This window comes from Serratia sp. CY82433, from assembly GCF_052166535.1.
Taxonomy (GTDB): Bacteria; Pseudomonadota; Gammaproteobacteria; order Enterobacterales; family Enterobacteriaceae; genus Serratia; species Serratia sarumanii.
Genome location: NZ_JBJNOR010000001.1, coordinates 1,958,464 through 1,973,091, shown reverse-complemented (window position 1 = coordinate 1,973,091; position 14,628 = coordinate 1,958,464). Strand labels below are relative to the sequence as shown.

At 56.9% G+C, this 14,628-nt stretch carries 17 protein-coding genes; 6 read left to right on the top strand and 11 right to left on the bottom strand.

The genetic code is table 11. The annotated features are described in order from the left end of the window. Nucleotides 1-330: 330 nt before the first annotated feature. Together dsbB and nhaB are read right to left on the bottom strand one after the other, a co-directional pair. Nucleotides 331-861, bottom strand: a complete 531-nt coding sequence (gene dsbB, locus ACJ8PI_RS09565; RefSeq protein ID WP_033634829.1) for a disulfide bond formation protein DsbB — start codon at nucleotides 859-861, stop codon at nucleotides 331-333. Nucleotides 862-981: 120 nt separating this feature from the next. After that, nucleotides 982-2,547, bottom strand: coding sequence for a sodium/proton antiporter NhaB (gene nhaB / locus ACJ8PI_RS09560; protein WP_164134412.1), 1,566 nt, complete (start codon nucleotides 2,545-2,547; stop codon nucleotides 982-984). Nucleotides 2,548-2,790: 243 nt separating this feature from the next. Here nhaB and fadR point away from each other — a divergent pair, with 243 nt between their 5' ends. Further along, nucleotides 2,791-3,510, top strand: coding sequence for a fatty acid metabolism transcriptional regulator FadR (fadR, locus tag ACJ8PI_RS09555; protein WP_033634827.1), 720 nt, complete (start codon nucleotides 2,791-2,793; stop codon nucleotides 3,508-3,510). A gap of 57 nt (nucleotides 3,511-3,567) precedes the next feature. Here the strand turns inward: fadR and ACJ8PI_RS09550 are convergent, their stop codons facing one another. Further along, nucleotides 3,568-5,103 (bottom strand): SpoVR family protein, encoded by a 1,536-nt coding sequence (locus ACJ8PI_RS09550; RefSeq protein ID WP_004932268.1) that lies wholly within the window; start codon nucleotides 5,101-5,103, stop codon nucleotides 3,568-3,570. 298 nt (nucleotides 5,104-5,401) lie between these two features. Here ACJ8PI_RS09550 and zinT point away from each other — a divergent pair, with 298 nt between their 5' ends. After that, complete coding sequence (zinT, locus tag ACJ8PI_RS09545) at nucleotides 5,402-6,052, top strand: metal-binding protein ZinT (protein WP_033647622.1); 651 nt, start codon at nucleotides 5,402-5,404, stop codon at nucleotides 6,050-6,052. Nucleotides 6,053-6,098: 46 nt separating this feature from the next. Here the strand turns inward: zinT and ACJ8PI_RS09540 are convergent, their stop codons facing one another. After that, a complete protein-coding gene (locus ACJ8PI_RS09540) occupies nucleotides 6,099-6,416 on the bottom strand; it encodes an antibiotic biosynthesis monooxygenase family protein (protein WP_041035447.1) in 318 nt (105 codons plus the stop codon). 542 nt (nucleotides 6,417-6,958) lie between these two features. Here ACJ8PI_RS09540 and ACJ8PI_RS09535 point away from each other — a divergent pair. After that, on the top strand, nucleotides 6,959-8,263 hold the full coding sequence (locus tag ACJ8PI_RS09535) for a D-amino acid dehydrogenase (RefSeq protein ID WP_049232766.1): 1,305 nt from the start codon (nucleotides 6,959-6,961) through the stop codon (nucleotides 8,261-8,263). A gap of 76 nt (nucleotides 8,264-8,339) precedes the next feature. Continuing rightward, nucleotides 8,340-9,413, top strand: a complete 1,074-nt coding sequence (gene dadX, locus ACJ8PI_RS09530; protein ID WP_049212907.1) for a catabolic alanine racemase DadX — start codon at nucleotides 8,340-8,342, stop codon at nucleotides 9,411-9,413. 8 nt (nucleotides 9,414-9,421) lie between these two features. Here dadX and ACJ8PI_RS09525 read toward each other — a convergent pair whose 3' ends face one another. Then, entirely contained in the window at nucleotides 9,422-10,615 is a 1,194-nt protein-coding gene (locus ACJ8PI_RS09525) for a multidrug effflux MFS transporter (protein ID WP_033647617.1), read from the bottom strand. A gap of 77 nt (nucleotides 10,616-10,692) precedes the next feature. Next, on the bottom strand, nucleotides 10,693-11,253 hold the full coding sequence (locus ACJ8PI_RS09520) for a 3'-5' exonuclease (RefSeq protein WP_164134413.1): 561 nt from the start codon (nucleotides 11,251-11,253) through the stop codon (nucleotides 10,693-10,695). Between the two features lie 146 nt (nucleotides 11,254-11,399). Here ACJ8PI_RS09520 and ACJ8PI_RS09515 point away from each other — a divergent pair, with 146 nt between their 5' ends. Then, nucleotides 11,400-11,552 (top strand): hypothetical protein, encoded by a 153-nt coding sequence (locus ACJ8PI_RS09515; RefSeq protein ID WP_223479875.1) that lies wholly within the window; start codon nucleotides 11,400-11,402, stop codon nucleotides 11,550-11,552. An 11-nt stretch (nucleotides 11,553-11,563) separates the two neighbouring features. Here ACJ8PI_RS09515 and ACJ8PI_RS09510 read toward each other — a convergent pair whose 3' ends face one another. After that, nucleotides 11,564-12,046: a hypothetical protein gene (locus ACJ8PI_RS09510; protein ID WP_033654383.1), complete on the bottom strand. Its 483-nt coding sequence runs from the start codon at nucleotides 12,044-12,046 to the stop codon at nucleotides 11,564-11,566. Nucleotides 12,047-12,271: 225 nt separating this feature from the next. Here ACJ8PI_RS09510 and ACJ8PI_RS09505 point away from each other — a divergent pair, with 225 nt between their 5' ends. Beyond that, nucleotides 12,272-12,565, top strand: coding sequence for a hypothetical protein (locus ACJ8PI_RS09505; RefSeq protein ID WP_033634816.1), 294 nt, complete (start codon nucleotides 12,272-12,274; stop codon nucleotides 12,563-12,565). A gap of 267 nt (nucleotides 12,566-12,832) precedes the next feature. Here ACJ8PI_RS09505 and ACJ8PI_RS09500 read toward each other — a convergent pair whose 3' ends face one another. The 4 genes from ACJ8PI_RS09500 to ACJ8PI_RS09485 all read right to left on the bottom strand — a co-directional run bounded on the left by ACJ8PI_RS09500 (nucleotide 12,833) and on the right by ACJ8PI_RS09485 (nucleotide 14,378). After that, complete coding sequence (locus ACJ8PI_RS09500; RefSeq protein ID WP_033634815.1) at nucleotides 12,833-13,009, bottom strand: GhoT/OrtT family toxin; 177 nt, start codon at nucleotides 13,007-13,009, stop codon at nucleotides 12,833-12,835. Between the two features lie 517 nt (nucleotides 13,010-13,526). After that, entirely contained in the window at nucleotides 13,527-13,772 is a 246-nt protein-coding gene (locus tag ACJ8PI_RS09495) for a hypothetical protein (RefSeq protein ID WP_060427429.1), read from the bottom strand. Nucleotides 13,773-13,815: 43 nt separating this feature from the next. Further along, nucleotides 13,816-14,094, bottom strand: coding sequence for a hypothetical protein (locus ACJ8PI_RS09490; protein WP_085286280.1), 279 nt, complete (start codon nucleotides 14,092-14,094; stop codon nucleotides 13,816-13,818). A gap of 53 nt (nucleotides 14,095-14,147) precedes the next feature. Continuing rightward, on the bottom strand, nucleotides 14,148-14,378 hold the full coding sequence (locus ACJ8PI_RS09485) for a hypothetical protein (RefSeq protein WP_004932237.1): 231 nt from the start codon (nucleotides 14,376-14,378) through the stop codon (nucleotides 14,148-14,150). Between the last annotated feature and the right edge of the window lie 250 nt (nucleotides 14,379-14,628).

The window sequence follows — 14,628 nt, the reverse complement described above, 5'->3', positions numbered from 1 at the left end:
ACGGTAATTTATTGATGCCTGTAGGTAGGGAGAGCCGCGCTGGCGCAGCCTGTTTTTACCCGCCGGCGTCGCAGAAGTTTAATGTTATGTAAATTACGCGCTTAACCGCGCCAGGATGCTTCTTTTCAAACGATAAGTTGGGTAATTTGGCCGCTCTCCCGCAAGTTCGAGAGTATAACAATGAAAATGGTCCGTCTGTTTGCCGTGGCTGGAGCGCTGATCGTGCTCGTTTACTTCCTTACACATACCTGAGAGGGTTTTATCTCGGAATGTGACAGCAATACCTAAAAAAACGGCGCCTTTCGGCGCCGTTGTTTGTTTGTCAGCCGATCAGCGGCCGAACAGATCGCGGCGACGTGGGCGAACAAATTGTGCGATCAGCACAATCAGCGCCACCAGCAGATAGGCGCCGAAGATGCCGACCAGCCACTGTGGCATTTCCAGCGTCAGGAATTGCCATTGGCGCACGGAGCAGTCGCCGGAAGCGTGGAACACCGCCGGCAGCCATTTGTCCAGCGGCAGCCACGAAGGGAAGCTCACGAAGAAGTCGCAGGTATTGAACGGGGAAGGGTGCAACTGGATCATGGTGTGCTTCCACGCCAGCTGGAGGCCTTCCCAGGCGCTGTAGATCCACAGCAAGATCGCCGCGTAGCGCAGCGGGGTTTTCGGCGCGATGGCGCCCACCAGCGAGGCGCCGAGAATGCCGAACAGCGCACAACGCTCATAAATGCACATCACGCACGGCTGCAGCAGCATAACGTGCTGAAAATAGAGCGCGACCAGTTCCAACACCAACGCTGTCAGGGCCATTAGCAGCCAGGCGCCGCGTCCTTGTGAACAGCGGTTAAAGAATTGCAACATATCTAGATTCTTCCATGCAGTAAGCAATTGAACCGGCAGTGTAAACCAATTCCTCCTCGCTGCCAGCCTCCTGGGCTGGATTCAGCGTAAAAATAGTCGGTTCACCCTGCCGGCACCGTCTCAGTGGCCGACGGCGTCGACGGGCGGCAGCGTCAGCCAATGCCACTGGGTCAACAGCTCGGTCGCCGGTTCCAGCGTGAACTGGACGCACAGCAAGCCAACCACCGTCAGCACCACCGTATAAGGCAGGGCCATCCACACCATGCGGCCATACGACAGACGCACCAGCGGCGCCAATGCCGACGTCAGCAGGAACAGAAACGCCGCCTGCCCGTTAGGGGTGGCAACCGATGGCAGGTTGGTGCCGGTATTGATGGCGACCGCCAGCAGCTCGAACTGCTTCAGCCCGATAGCGCCGGTTTCCAGCGCGGTGCGCGCCTCGTTAATGTAAACCGTGCCGACGAACACGTTGTCGGAAACCGACGACAGCAGGCCGTTGAACAGATAGAACAGCGAAAGCTGAGAGGCGGGCTCGGCGCGCAGCACGAACTGGATCACCGGGCTGAACAGGTGCTGTTCGATGATCACCGCGACCACGGTGAAAAACACCGTCAGCAGAGCGGTGAACGGCAGCGCTTCCTGGAACGCTTTGCCGATGGCGTGCTCATCGTTCACGCCGCACAGGGAGGTGGCGAGCACGATCACCGACAGGCCGATCAGCCCCACTTCCGCCAGGTGGAAGGCCAGCGCCAGCACCAGCCAAACGCCGATCAGCGCCTGCATCACCAGTTTGAGCCGTTCTTGCTTGCTGCGGCCCGCGGTGGCCTTGCGGTCATACTCTTTCAGCACGTCGCGCACCGCCTCCGGCAACTGCGCGCCATAGCCAAACAGGCGAAAACGTTCTACCAGCCAACAAACCAGCAGGCCGCACACCAACACCGGCAGCGTGACCGGCGCCATACGCAGGAAGAAATCGATAAAGCCCCAGCCCGCGTTTTTGGCGATGATTAGGTTCTGCGGCTCGCCCACCATGGTCATGACCCCGCCGAGCGCGGTGCCGACGCCGGCGTGCATCAGCAGGCTGCGCAGAAAGGCGCGGAATTGCTCCAGCGTCTGTTTACGCTCTTCACCGGCGAAATCGCTGTCATCGCCGATGTCGCCATCGGGGCGATTCGAGGTCACGTTGTGATAGATGGAATAAAAGCCGGTGGCCACGCTGATCACTACCGCCACGACCGTCAGCGCGTCGAGGAAGGCGGAAAGTAAGGCGGCGGCCAGGCAGAACGCCAGCGACAGCAGCGTTTTCGAAAGGATATTGAGCAGCAGCTTGGTGAACACGAACAGCAGCAGCTGCTTCATAAAGTAGATGCCGGCCACCATAAAGATCAGCAGCAGCAGCACTTCCAGGTTATGTTCGATTTCCTGCGAAACCTGCGCCGGGCTGGTCATGCCGATGGCCACAGCCTCCAGCGCCAGCAGGCCGCCCGGCAGCAGCGGATAGCATTTCAGCGCCATCGCCAGGGTAAAGATGAACTCGACCACCAGCAGCCAGCCCGCGATAAACGGGCTGGCGAAAAAGAACACCAGGGGGTTGATCGCCAGAAAAATGAGAATGGTCAGTTTGTACCAGTCGGGAGATTGCCCCAGAAAATTTTTGAGCAGAGCGCTGCGCAAGGTTGTTTCCATTGTCCTTTATGCATCCTTAAATCAGTCGTAGCACGTACCCTAACAATGCGGCGGGGGCGGGCGCAACCGGAGCTTGTTTTACGGCGGCAAATTTCCGCCGGCCGGTATTTTTGCTCGTTTTTTGCCACGTTATGCACACTTTCGTTTATTGTTTTTCGCTCACGCTATGTCATGTCAGCGCGATCTGGTATGATGAGCTGATTACTTTTACTGATTTTATCGTCGCAACGGAACGTCAAACACATGGTCATAAAGGCGCAGAGTCCTGCCGGTTTCGCGGAAGAGTACATTATTGAGAGTATTTGGAATAATCGCTTCCCCCCTGGCTCTATTTTGCCCGCGGAGCGTGAGCTTTCGGAGTTGATTGGCGTCACGCGCACCACGTTACGTGAAGTGTTGCAACGTCTGGCCCGCGATGGCTGGTTGACCATTCAGCATGGCAAACCGACCAAAGTGAACAATTTCTGGGAAACGTCCGGCCTCAATATCCTTGAGACCGTAGCCCGTCTCGATCACAAAAGCGTCCCGCAGCTGATCGATAACCTGCTGTCCGTGCGCACCAATATCGCGTCGATCTTTATTCGCGCCGCGGTGCGCAATCATCCTGAGCAGGCGCAGGAAGTGCTGGCGAAAGCCGCCGAGGTGGAAGATCAGGCGGACGCTTTCAATCTGCTCGATTACGAGATCTTCCGCGGCTTGGCGTTCGCTTCCGGCAACCCGATCTACGGCCTGATTTTCAACGGCCTGAAAGGGCTGTATACCCGCGTGGGCCGTTACTACTTCTCCAACCCGGAAGCGCGCAAGCTGGCGCTGGCCTTCTACAGCAAGCTGTCCACGCTGTGCCATGAGAAGCTGTACGATCAGGTGATGGATACCGTGCGCAACTACGGTAAAGACAGCGGGGCGATTTGGCAGAGCATGCAGGGCACCATGCCGAGCGATCTGACCGAAGCGCGTCGCTAATCGCGTGTCGATGAAATAACGAAGGGCGCCATGCGGCGCCCTTCGTCGTTGTGGCGGTTACAGCGGCGTCGGCCGCGGCGGGCAGCGATCGAGCAACTCCACGCTGCCGTCTTCGTTTTGCTGTTCGAGGATCACGTCGAAGCCCCACAGGCGATGCAGGTGCTTCAACACGTCGCGGCGGCTCTTATCCAGCGGTGCGCGTTCCTGTGGGATGTAGCGCAGCGTCAGCGAGCGGTCGCCGCGCAGATCCACGTTCCAGATCTGAATGTTCGGCTCGTGATTGCTCAGGTTGTATTGCGCCGACAGCTCCTGGCGGATCGCCCGGTAACCGGCCTCGTTGTGGATCGCGGCAATTTCCAGATAGTTGTTGCGATCGTCGTCCAGCACGGTGAACAACCGGAAATCGCGCATCACTTTGGGCGACAGGAACTGGCTGATAAAGCTCTCGTCCTTGAAGTCGCGCATGGCGAAGTGCAAGGTGTCCAGCCAGTCTTTGCCGGCGATGTCCGGGAACCAGTAGCGGTCTTCTTCGGTTGGCGACTGGCAGATTCGCTTGATGTCCTGGAACATGGCGAAGCCCAGCGCATAAGGGTTGATGCCGTTATAGTACGGGCTGTTGTACGGCGGCTGATACACCACGTTGGTGTGGCTGTGCAAAAACTCCAGCATAAACCGCTCGGTCACACGGCCCTCGTCGTACAAATGGTTGAGGATGGTGTAGTGCCAGAAAGTGGCCCAGCCCTCGTTCATCACCTGAGTCTGTTTTTGCGGATAAAAATACTGGCTGACTTTGCGCACGATGCGCAGCACCTCACGCTGCCAAGGTTCCAGCAGCGGCGCATTTTTCTCGATAAAATAGAGGATATTTTCCTGCGGCTCGCTCGGATAGCGGCGCGCCTGCTCCGGCGACTCTTCACGTTCGACGCGGGGCAGGGTCTTCCACAGCGTGTTCACCTGGCTTTGCAGATACTCTTCGCGGCTTTTCTGGCGCGCTTTCTCTTCCACCAGTGAGATTTTCTGCGGGCGTTTGTACCTGTCGACCCCGTAGTTCATCAGCGCGTGGCAGGAGTCCAGCAGCCGCTCCACTTCATCGACGCCGTAGCGTTCTTCGCACTGGCTGATGTAGTGGCGGGCGAACAGCAGATAATCGACGATGGAGCTGGCGTCGGTCCAACTGCGGAACAGATAGTTATTCTTGAAGAACGAGTTGTGGCCATAGCAGGCGTGCGCCATCACCAGCGCCTGCATGGTGATAGTGTTCTCCTCCATCAGGTAGGCGATGCAGGGATTGGAGTTGATGACGATTTCATACGCCAGCCCTTGCTGGCCCTGTTTGTAGCGCTGTTCGGTTTCGATGAATTTCTTGCCGAAGGACCAATGGGTATAGTTGATCGGCATGCCGACGCTCGAATAGGCGTCCATCATCTGCTCGGAGGTGATCACCTCGATCTGATGGGGGTAGGTGTCGAGCCGGTAATGCTTGGCGACGCGGTCAATCTGCTCCAAATACACCTGCAGCAGTTCGAACGTCCAGTCCGGTCCATCGCTCAGACGTTTGTCATCCTTGACCTTTTCATGTGTTGAAGTAGTCATCAGCGCACCCTCATTATTCACGGGTCTTGCTCAAACGGCAGACCCTGTATCAAGCATAGTTCAAGTCATAATTAACCATTGCAAATCAGTGAAATAAAAATGCCGGTACGCAAGGGAGCGAGCGGCGGTCAATCCGGCGCCCGTCCCGGCAGAAAGCGCCTCAGCACTTGGCTCCCTCTCCGAGTATAGCCCTGCGGCAAGGGCGCGCAACACACTGCCTGCTGCGCGACAGGGATTGAAAAATGTTATGTTATATTGTAACTTTTTGTTTTTCTCAATAACGGACAAGGAGCGCATTTTGGCGAGGCATTTTGGCAAACTGGCGGTGGCGCTGGCCGCACTGTTTATCAGCGGGCAGGCGTTTGCCCACGGGCATCATTCACATGGCAAGCCGCTGACGGAGGTGGAAAAAAAAGCGGAGGCGGGCGTGTTCGACGATAAGGACGTCAAAGATCGCAACTTGGCGGATTGGGAGGGCGTCTGGCAATCCGTGTATCCTTATCTGCTCAATGGGGATCTTGACCCGGTGTTCAAGAAGAAAGCGGCAAAGGATAAGAGTAAGACCTTCGCGGAAGTAAAGGCGTATTACCGCAAAGGGTATGCTACCGATGTGGATACCATCGGCATTGAAAACGGCGTCATGGAGTTTCATCGCGGCGACCAATCCAGCGCCTGTCAGTATAAGTACGCCGGGCACAAGATCTTGACCTATGTTTCCGGTAAAAAGGGCGTGCGGTATCTGTTCGAATGCCAGGATGCCGGCAGCCTGGCGCCGAAATTCGTGCAGTTCAGCGATCATATTATCGGCCCGCGCAAATCGGCACATTTCCATATCTTTATGGGCAACACGTCGCAGGAAGCGTTGCTGAAAGAAATGGACAACTGGCCGACTTATTACCCATTCCAACTGCAGACCAAAGAAGTCGTGGACGAGATGCTGCATCATTGATGCCACTCGCTCCCGTCACCACAAGCCCGCTTATGTGGGCTTGTGTTCAGTCAAACGGTCTGATTTGCAGGTAATCGTCCGTCACTGCCATTTCAAATAATGTTTCATCCGCCAACAGGGTCGCCCGCATTCGCTCCCGGGCTTGCCGGTAGCGTTCATCCAACTGAATATCACCGGCGTTTTCCCATGCGGCTCGGCTTGGCCACTGCGCATAGCCGATAAACTTCCCGCCCACCTCCCGATGCAGGCGCGAGCCAAGGCTGCCGCGCTGCAGATAGATCCCTTGGGTCAACTCAAGCCAGGCCAGGCGAAAGGCGTGTTCGTGCCCGGTTTTGACTGAGAACCGGTAGATGGCGATGAACATAAGGGGTTCTCCAGAAAAGCGACAATGTGAACTTTAGGATCTGCTTCTGGCTTCAACGTTCATATCGTGCTGCCGCGTTCAACCTAAACGGGCGGGGCTAAGGCATTAGCCTGTTTTATTCCAGTGGTAAAAACAAGGTTAATTTTTTGCCGAAATTTTACGCGTTTTTTCTGCTGCGGGGAGAGGGGATTCATTCTGTCTGTTATGTTGGTATTTTTTATTTTATCGGCTTTTTATTCTGTTTATATGTTGGCTGGTGTTTTTATATTCTGTTAAATCTATGTTGCTTATTACGCCTTTTTTGACTGCTGTCATTGATAGCGTTGCTATCGATTCAGCGGCGGTCTGACGCTATAATCCCTTCTAAACCGCATCTTATCGCTATTTACGAGCGGCTATTGCAAATGCTCGGCTCATCGACGATAAATTAATTGTGAATATTGTCACGTTTGATGACGAAGTTGTTGGACGGATTTTTTCACTGAGTTAATTTCCTGTGAGCAGAAGATTATGCTTTGTGAAGCCTTGGGCTGGAGTCAGCGATGCGAGTGGTAATTTTAGGTAGTGGAGTGGTGGGCGTAGCCAGTGCCTGGTATTTGGCGAAGGCAGGGCATGAGGTGACGGTGATCGATCGTCAGCCAGGTCCGGCACTGGAAACCAGCGCGGCGAACGCCGGGCAGATTTCACCGGGCTATGCCGCGCCCTGGGCGGCTCCGGGCGTGCCGTTGAAGGCCATCAAGTGGATGTTCCAGCGCCATGCGCCGTTGGCGATCCGCCTCGACGGCAGCAGCTTCCAGCTGAGCTGGATGTGGCAGATGTTGAAAAACTGCAACACCGAACACTACATGACCAACAAAGGCCGCATGGTGCGCCTGGCGGAATACAGCCGCGACTGTATCAAGGCGCTGCGTCAGGAGACCGGCATCCAGTACGAAGGTCGCCAGGGCGGCACGCTGCAGCTGTTCCGCACCCAACAACAGTTCGAAAACGCAGCGAAAGACATTGCGGTATTGGAAGATGCCGGTGTGCCTTACAGATTGCTGGAAGCCGGCCAGCTCGGTAGCGTCGAGCCGGCGCTGGCACAGGTGGCGCACAAGCTGACCGGCGGCCTGCAGCTGCCGAACGACGAAACCGGCGATTGCCAGCTGTTTACGCAGCAGCTGGCGAAAATGGCGCAGCAGGCGGGCGTAACCTTCCTGTTCAACCGCAGCGTTGACCGCCTGCTGGTGGAGGGCGACAAGATCGCCGGCGTGCAGTGCGGCGAGGACGTGTTTAAAGCCGACAGCTACGTGGTGGCGTTCGGTTCGTATTCCACGGCGCTGCTGCGCGGCCTGGTTTCTATCCCGGTTTATCCGCTGAAGGGCTATTCGCTGACCATTCCTATCACCGATGAAACGGCGGCGCCGTTCTCCACGGTGTTGGACGAGACGTACAAAATCGCCATCACCCGTTTCGATCAGCGCATCCGCGTCGGCGGCATGGCGGAGATCGTCGGTTTCAATACGCAGCTGGAGCAAAAACGGCGCGAAACGCTGGAGATGGTGGTGCGCGATCTCTACCCGAACGGCGGCAGAGTGGAAGACGCGACGTTCTGGACCGGCCTGCGGCCGATGACGCCGGACGGTACGCCCATTGTCGGCCGCACTTCGCTGAAGAATCTGTATCTCAATACCGGGCATGGCACGTTGGGCTGGACGATGGCCTGCGGTTCCGGGCAGTTGTTGTCCGATCTGATGTCCGGCATTACGCCGGCGATCCCTTCCGATGATCTGGCGGTGGCGCGTTACAGCGCCGGTTTTCGCCAGCAACACGCGGTTCCGCTGAACGACGTGCATCCCGCGCGTTAATCGTCGACGCTGTCATAGACTTTCCTGGCCACGCGCAGGCGCGCGTGGCCGCTGTACGCTGCCCCAAGGAGAAGCGATGCCCCGTCCGATAACCGCCACGATGCATCTTGGCGCAATTGAAAATAACCTGCAGGTGGTGCGCCGTTTCGCCCCCGGCGCCAAAGTCTGGGCGGTGGTCAAGGCCAACGCCTATGGCCACGGCATCAAACACGTTTGGCGCAGCATGGCGCAAACCGACGGCTTCGCCATGCTGGATCTGGCCGAAGCGGTGCTGCTGCGTGAGTCGGGTTGGCAAGGGCCGATTCTCCTGCTGGAAGGTTTCTTCCAGCCGCAGGATTTGGCGTTGCTCGATCGTTATCGCCTGACGACGGCGGTGCACAGCGACTGGCAGCTGGCGGCGATCGCCGATGCCACGCTGAGCGCACCGCTCAATGTCTATCTGAAAGTGAACAGCGGCATGAATCGGCTGGGGTTCGCACCCGAGCGGCTGCACGAGGTGTGGCGCAGGGCGCAGGCGATTGCCAACATCGGCGAGCTTACGCTGATGAGCCATTTCGCCACCGCCGACGGCCCGGAAGGCGTGACCCAGCAGATGGCTACCATCGAGGCGGCCGCTGCCGATATCCCGCTGCCGCGCTGCCTGGCCAACTCGGCCGCCACGCTGTGGCATCCTTCGACCCACGGCAGTTGGGTACGCCCAGGGATCATTCTGTATGGCGCTTCGCCGAGTGGGTGCTGGAATGACGTTGCGGCGACGGGGTTGCAGCCGGCGATGACGCTGAGCAGCGAGATCATCGGCATTCAGCAGCTGAAGTCTGGCGATCGCGTGGGTTACGGCGGCCGTTACAGCGCCGCCGGCGCGCAGCGTATTGGCGTGGTGGCCTGCGGTTACGCCGACGGCTATCCGCGTCATGCGCCGACCGGCACGCCGGTATGGGTTGACGGCGTGCTGACGCGCACCCTGGGAACGGTATCGATGGATATGCTGGCGGTGGATCTGACGCCCTGTCCGCTAGTCGAGCTGGGCGCCGAAGTGGAGCTGTGGGGGAAACGCCTGCCGGTGGACGAGGTGGCCACGGCGGCAGGAACGTTGGGCTATGAGCTGCTGTCGGCGTTAGCGGCGCGGGTGCCGGTCGCCATTGAAGCCTGAGCCGCGGCTCAGGCGACTTTTCTGATCTGCCCTTTAATCTGCTTGCTGAGCCGCCGCGCGTGCAGCGCCAGCAGGCAGCCCGCCAGCATCACCAGCGCCAGCGACAGCTTCGGTTGCAGCGGCAACGCCATCGCCACCAGACCCAGCGCGGCACCGCCCGCCATCTGCACGAAACCGACCAGCGCGGACGCGACGCCGGCCTCATTGGAATACGGCTCCAGCGCGTAGCTGGTGGCCGGGCCCATCACGAACGCCAACCCGGCGCAGGCGCTGGCGACCGGCAACATATACGCCAGCCAGTGCGCTTGCGCCGTCGCGGGCAGTAGCATGACGCCCAGCAGCAGGCCCAGACAGCCCAGCCCCATCAACATGCCGCCGGTCGCCAGACAAACCGGGCGGCCGACCTTGTGGATGATGCGGTTGGCGAAGAAGCTGACCAGCATGATCCAGAAACCGTTGGCGCCGAACACCAGCGAGAATTGCAGCGGGGTCAGGCCGGCGGTGCCCATCAGCACGTTCGGCGCCAGAGAAACGTAGGTCAGCGCCATGCCCATCGCCCCGGAGTTCACCACCGCAAAGGAGAGGAAACGGCGATCGCTGAGGATGCGCGCGTATTGGCGCACCGGCAACCCTTTGACCGGCACGGTGTCGGCAGGGCGAGTTTCCGGCAGGCGCAGCGCGATCAGCACCAACACCAGCAGCGCGTAGCCGACCAGGAACCAGAAGGGGGCGCGCCAGCCGAAGGCTTCGGCGAGCAGGCCGCCGAGCAGCGGCGCCAGCGCAGGGATGATGTTCAGCGTGCCGTTGAGAAAGCCGAAAGCGCGGGCGGCATCGTCGCCATTCAGGCGATCGCGCACGCCGCTGAAGGCGACGACGGCGGTGCAGCAAACCGCCACCCCTTGCAGCAGACGCGAAGCGATGAAAATCGTCGGGCTGGTGGCCAGCGCCGCCATCGCGGCGCCGATCATGTAGAGGATAATGCCGGCCAGCGCCACCGGCTTGCGGCCATAGTTATCCACCAGCGGCCCGGCGATGACCTGGCCGAGGCCAAGCACCAGAATAAACAGTGAAATGGTGGATTGGATCAGCGCTTCGCTGCTGCCCAGGCCGACGGCAATGGCGGGAATGGTCGGCAGGTAAAGATCGATGCCTAATGGGCCGAGCAGCACCAGGCTGAGAAGCATAAACAGAAACTTTTGCATAACAGGAAAGGCACGTCCAAGTGACAAAGAGGGCTAGAGTAGAGACTCTGGCGGCAAATGAAAAGGGGCAAAGCGGGTCAGCGCTGCGCCCCTTGGCGGTAATAGAGCGCCGAGACGGTATCGGCCACATAACGGGCCTGGTGGCGAGCATCATCCAGCGCGCGATGCGGCATACCTTCGAACGGGCGGGCTTTTTTCGGGTTAAAGCCGTGCAGTTCCGCCAGCGTGATCACCGTGCGCACGTCCTGGGTATCCCAGAATTTCCACGGGCAGGGCATTTCCAATTGCTGGAAGGCGTGTTCGAGGATCGCGCAGTCAAACTCTTTGCCGTTGCCCCAGACTTTCACCGTGTCGGTGCTGTTCATATGGATAAAGCGGCTGAGGCTGCTCAGCACGCGTTTCAGGCTCTCGGTGCCGCTGAAGGCCTGTTTGCGGGCCTCATCGGACTGTTTCGCCCACCAGGCGACCGTATCCAGGCTGATGGTTCGGCCCGGCTGGTCTTTCTGGCTGCTGACGGCGGCTTCGAATTCGGCGCCCAGCTCCCCGGTTCGGGGTTCGAAAAACACCGCCGCCACCACCAGAATGACGGCGCTGGGTTTTATATCCAGGGTTTCAATGTCTAACATCAGATGGTGCATCGGCGTATCCGGCGGTTGCGTGGTGGCTTAATGTTACTACAGAACGTGCGCCGATGAGGGCTGTGTTGTGTGCGCATGAAATCCTTTTAAAGCGCCGCGTTCAGGTTATGATATTCGGGATACTCTTGTCAGGTTGGTCGCTATCGGTGAGAACGCTTATCTTTATTCTGTGCATGGTCGGCTACTTGCTGCTGCTGGGCTACCTTGGCATGTTCGTCACGGACAAGATCTGTGAGAAGGCGGGTAACTACACTAAAATCTGCCGTATCGTAGACATTTCCGAACCGCACATCCCCTAATAGCCCCCTGTTTATCCCAGATAGTCGGTGGTAATCAGCGGCGTCAGGATGGCCGCCAGCGCCGTGAGCGCTCCCCATTGCCGCCAGCCCAGCCTCGCCAGCCAGTCATGCCGCTGCGGCGGCGTGGCCAGTTGCCCGACGGCCACGGCGCCGGTAAGCAGCAGCGTCAGAATCAGCAGCACCAGGCCACGGCTCACCAGCGTGAACTCTACATGCAGTACATTGGCGTAATACAGGCGCATCAGAATAAAATAGCTGAGCAAGACCCAAGCGAAAACGACGTTCTTCTTGAGCACCTGCTGCAGCATCAGCGCGAGGAACAGGCTGTGAAACAGCGACAGCAGCGGGGCCTCGATCGGATGCCGAACGCAGACGTTGTAGACCGCCATGTAAATGTTGAAAACCAGCAGGCTATAGATCACGTAAATATACCAGCCGTAGATGACCTTGAGCTTTTTCGGGTTCGGCGGCAGAGAGAGTGCGTCCGGTTTCATTAATGCCTCCTGATGATGCCATGCGAACGCTGCGGTTGAAGGCGGCGCGGCGACATCGTAATTTAAAATCCACAGGGTATATATCACCCGAGCGCTAAATGACAATTAAACGCCGGATCGGCTTTATTTCCGCGTTTGCCTGGAACTCTTTTGCGCTTGCGGGGTCGATTGGCGTGTGAACGCTTGGCGGTGTTCGCACCACAATGGAAGACGTAATGCATTGATATGAAAGATTATAAAAACACTTCGGGAACAAAAATCCTGCTGCTGTTCAGCCTGGCGTTTTATACGTTGTTGCCGCCGTTGTTGACGGCGGCCGTGTTTGACCGTTTCAATCTTAACCCGTTTGCGATCGTTAAATTTTTCCACTTTAACCCGTTTTCAGCCGATCGGGGCATACCCGGTTATCAGACGTTCTTCTACTTGCTGATGTTATGGTTGGGGGTGAATATTTTTCTCTGGCTGCTGGTGTGGGGCGCAGGGCGGCTGTATCAACGCTGGCGTGCGCCGCGCGGCTGATATTTTTCCAGGGGGGAAGAGTTACGCAGGGAAATGACTTTACATTCAATAATGAGACGTATTATCATTTGAATCGCCGGTGAGGGGAAAAGGGTTGTCTCCTTCTGTGCCCCCCGATCCGGCACGACATTGCTCACATTGCTTCCAATTTTCATGCCAGCCTTGCGCTGGCGTTTTTTTATCCCGCGCCAAAAATCCACTGCACCGGTGGTCGGCCTCTTTTCATTAGCATGCCTGTTTAAAAACCCACGCGAGGTATTGGGGGCGTCAGAACAGCGAAAACAGCAACACCACCGGCAGGCTTAACGGCCAGGTTAACCCGATGGTCAGCGCGCTGATACAGCGAATTTTGACGGTGTCCCGGCTAACCAGGTAGGTGAAAATCATAGAAACTAACAGGCCGATAAAATAACAGTATTGCGTTGCAACCCACAGCGACGACATGAAACCCGATCCCAGTTGTATTTTTACGCGCGAATTCTAGGAGCTTGGCGGGTGATAATCAATGACCAAAGGCCGTTTATTCAAACCTTTATCCATAAGAATGCATAATTTATTTCTATAAAGAACGTAGGGTTATTAACGGTCTTACGTTTATTACCAAAAGAAATCAACAGCATAGTTACCGGTAACATTTCGCGTCAGGCAAACCCTCTTTCTGGAGGTGACTCCCCTAAGTAGTAAAAGAGCCGGTGAAGGGGGGAACGCGATTGGGGTTATGACTCATAAAAATTAATGATGTATTGGCGGACGGACGGCTAAGGTGAGGTGGCGTCGGGTTTGGCGGTACGTGAACCCTTCAAGTGCCGGTTTTAGCGCATCTGTCACCATGCGCCGCCAGCCGGCCAGGGAGGGGGATTGTGGACGTTGCGGGTTTAATGAATGTTAAGACCGTAGACGAACAGCCACGAAAACAGCAGCGCCAGCAGGCATGCCATAAAAACGATGGAGATCATTTCCTTCACAACTTCATTCCTTTTCCCGTTGGGCTAAATTTACTTCTCTTTGTTTTTGCGCGAAATTTTAGATCGACATGGGTAAAAATCCTAGTTTTAATCGTTTTTTTCTCCACCCTTGCGGCGTAAGCCGCTTCGATAAGGCCGTGGCGACGCCGGAAAACCGGGAACGCTAACTCGTCGTCGCCATTGCTGAACGCCGTGAGGCTGACTATAAAAAATGGGGACTGCGTGGCGTCGAAGGCAGCCACGCGCCTCCCTTAAGGGGAGCCATTCATCTGTCTACGGCGCAGTCTATGAGATGCAGGAGTCGGCAATGAGCACACAACCCATTATCGTGCTGGTACGCTGATTCTGGGGCGGCGTCGCGCAGGGGATATTCGGCGATTCATACGGTGGAAATGCGTTGACCTCGCTGGTTTCCATGCCGATGAGGTGGCGGGTTTGATTGATGAGGCGGCCGGCGCGAAATACAGCAAGGGCAGAAAGGGTTTTCGGACTAAAAGATGACATTCTGCGGCAGGCTATCCCTTCGCTGATATCGCTATCGATATTAATAATCAACAGCATCATCGACACGCGGCGGCGGCAATAATGGCGTAGATGCCTGCCTTACGTATATCGCCTTAGCGTCCGTTAACGCCGATCATTTCTATGGCTGCACGATGCAACCGCTGAAAATAATCATCGGGCTGTTTTTCTATCTCCTGGATAAGGCTGGCGAGCAGGTTCTGTTTGGTTATCGGCTTGTTGGCGGTCAGCACCAGCAGCACGTTTTTGCCAAGCAGGCAGCATATTTGCTTATGGTATTCATCAACATCGTGCTTGTTGAGGCCATAGAGGGTGTAATCGATCATGATGTCTAACCTGCTGACAGGTAAATGCCCGCCGCAGCGGGCTGAGAAGCCATAGAAAAATAAAATGAGGCAAATTTCGCTTAGGAAGAGACTTAAGCGCGGGGTAACGATAACTGAATGGGAATATTCCTATCAAGCCGTGTGGGCACAGAGGCGAATGTTTAGGAATAACCTCAGAAGAACAAATAATAGAGACGGCCGTTCTGGGGAATCTGACTTATTATTGATATTGCCATTGCCTAAAAATCAA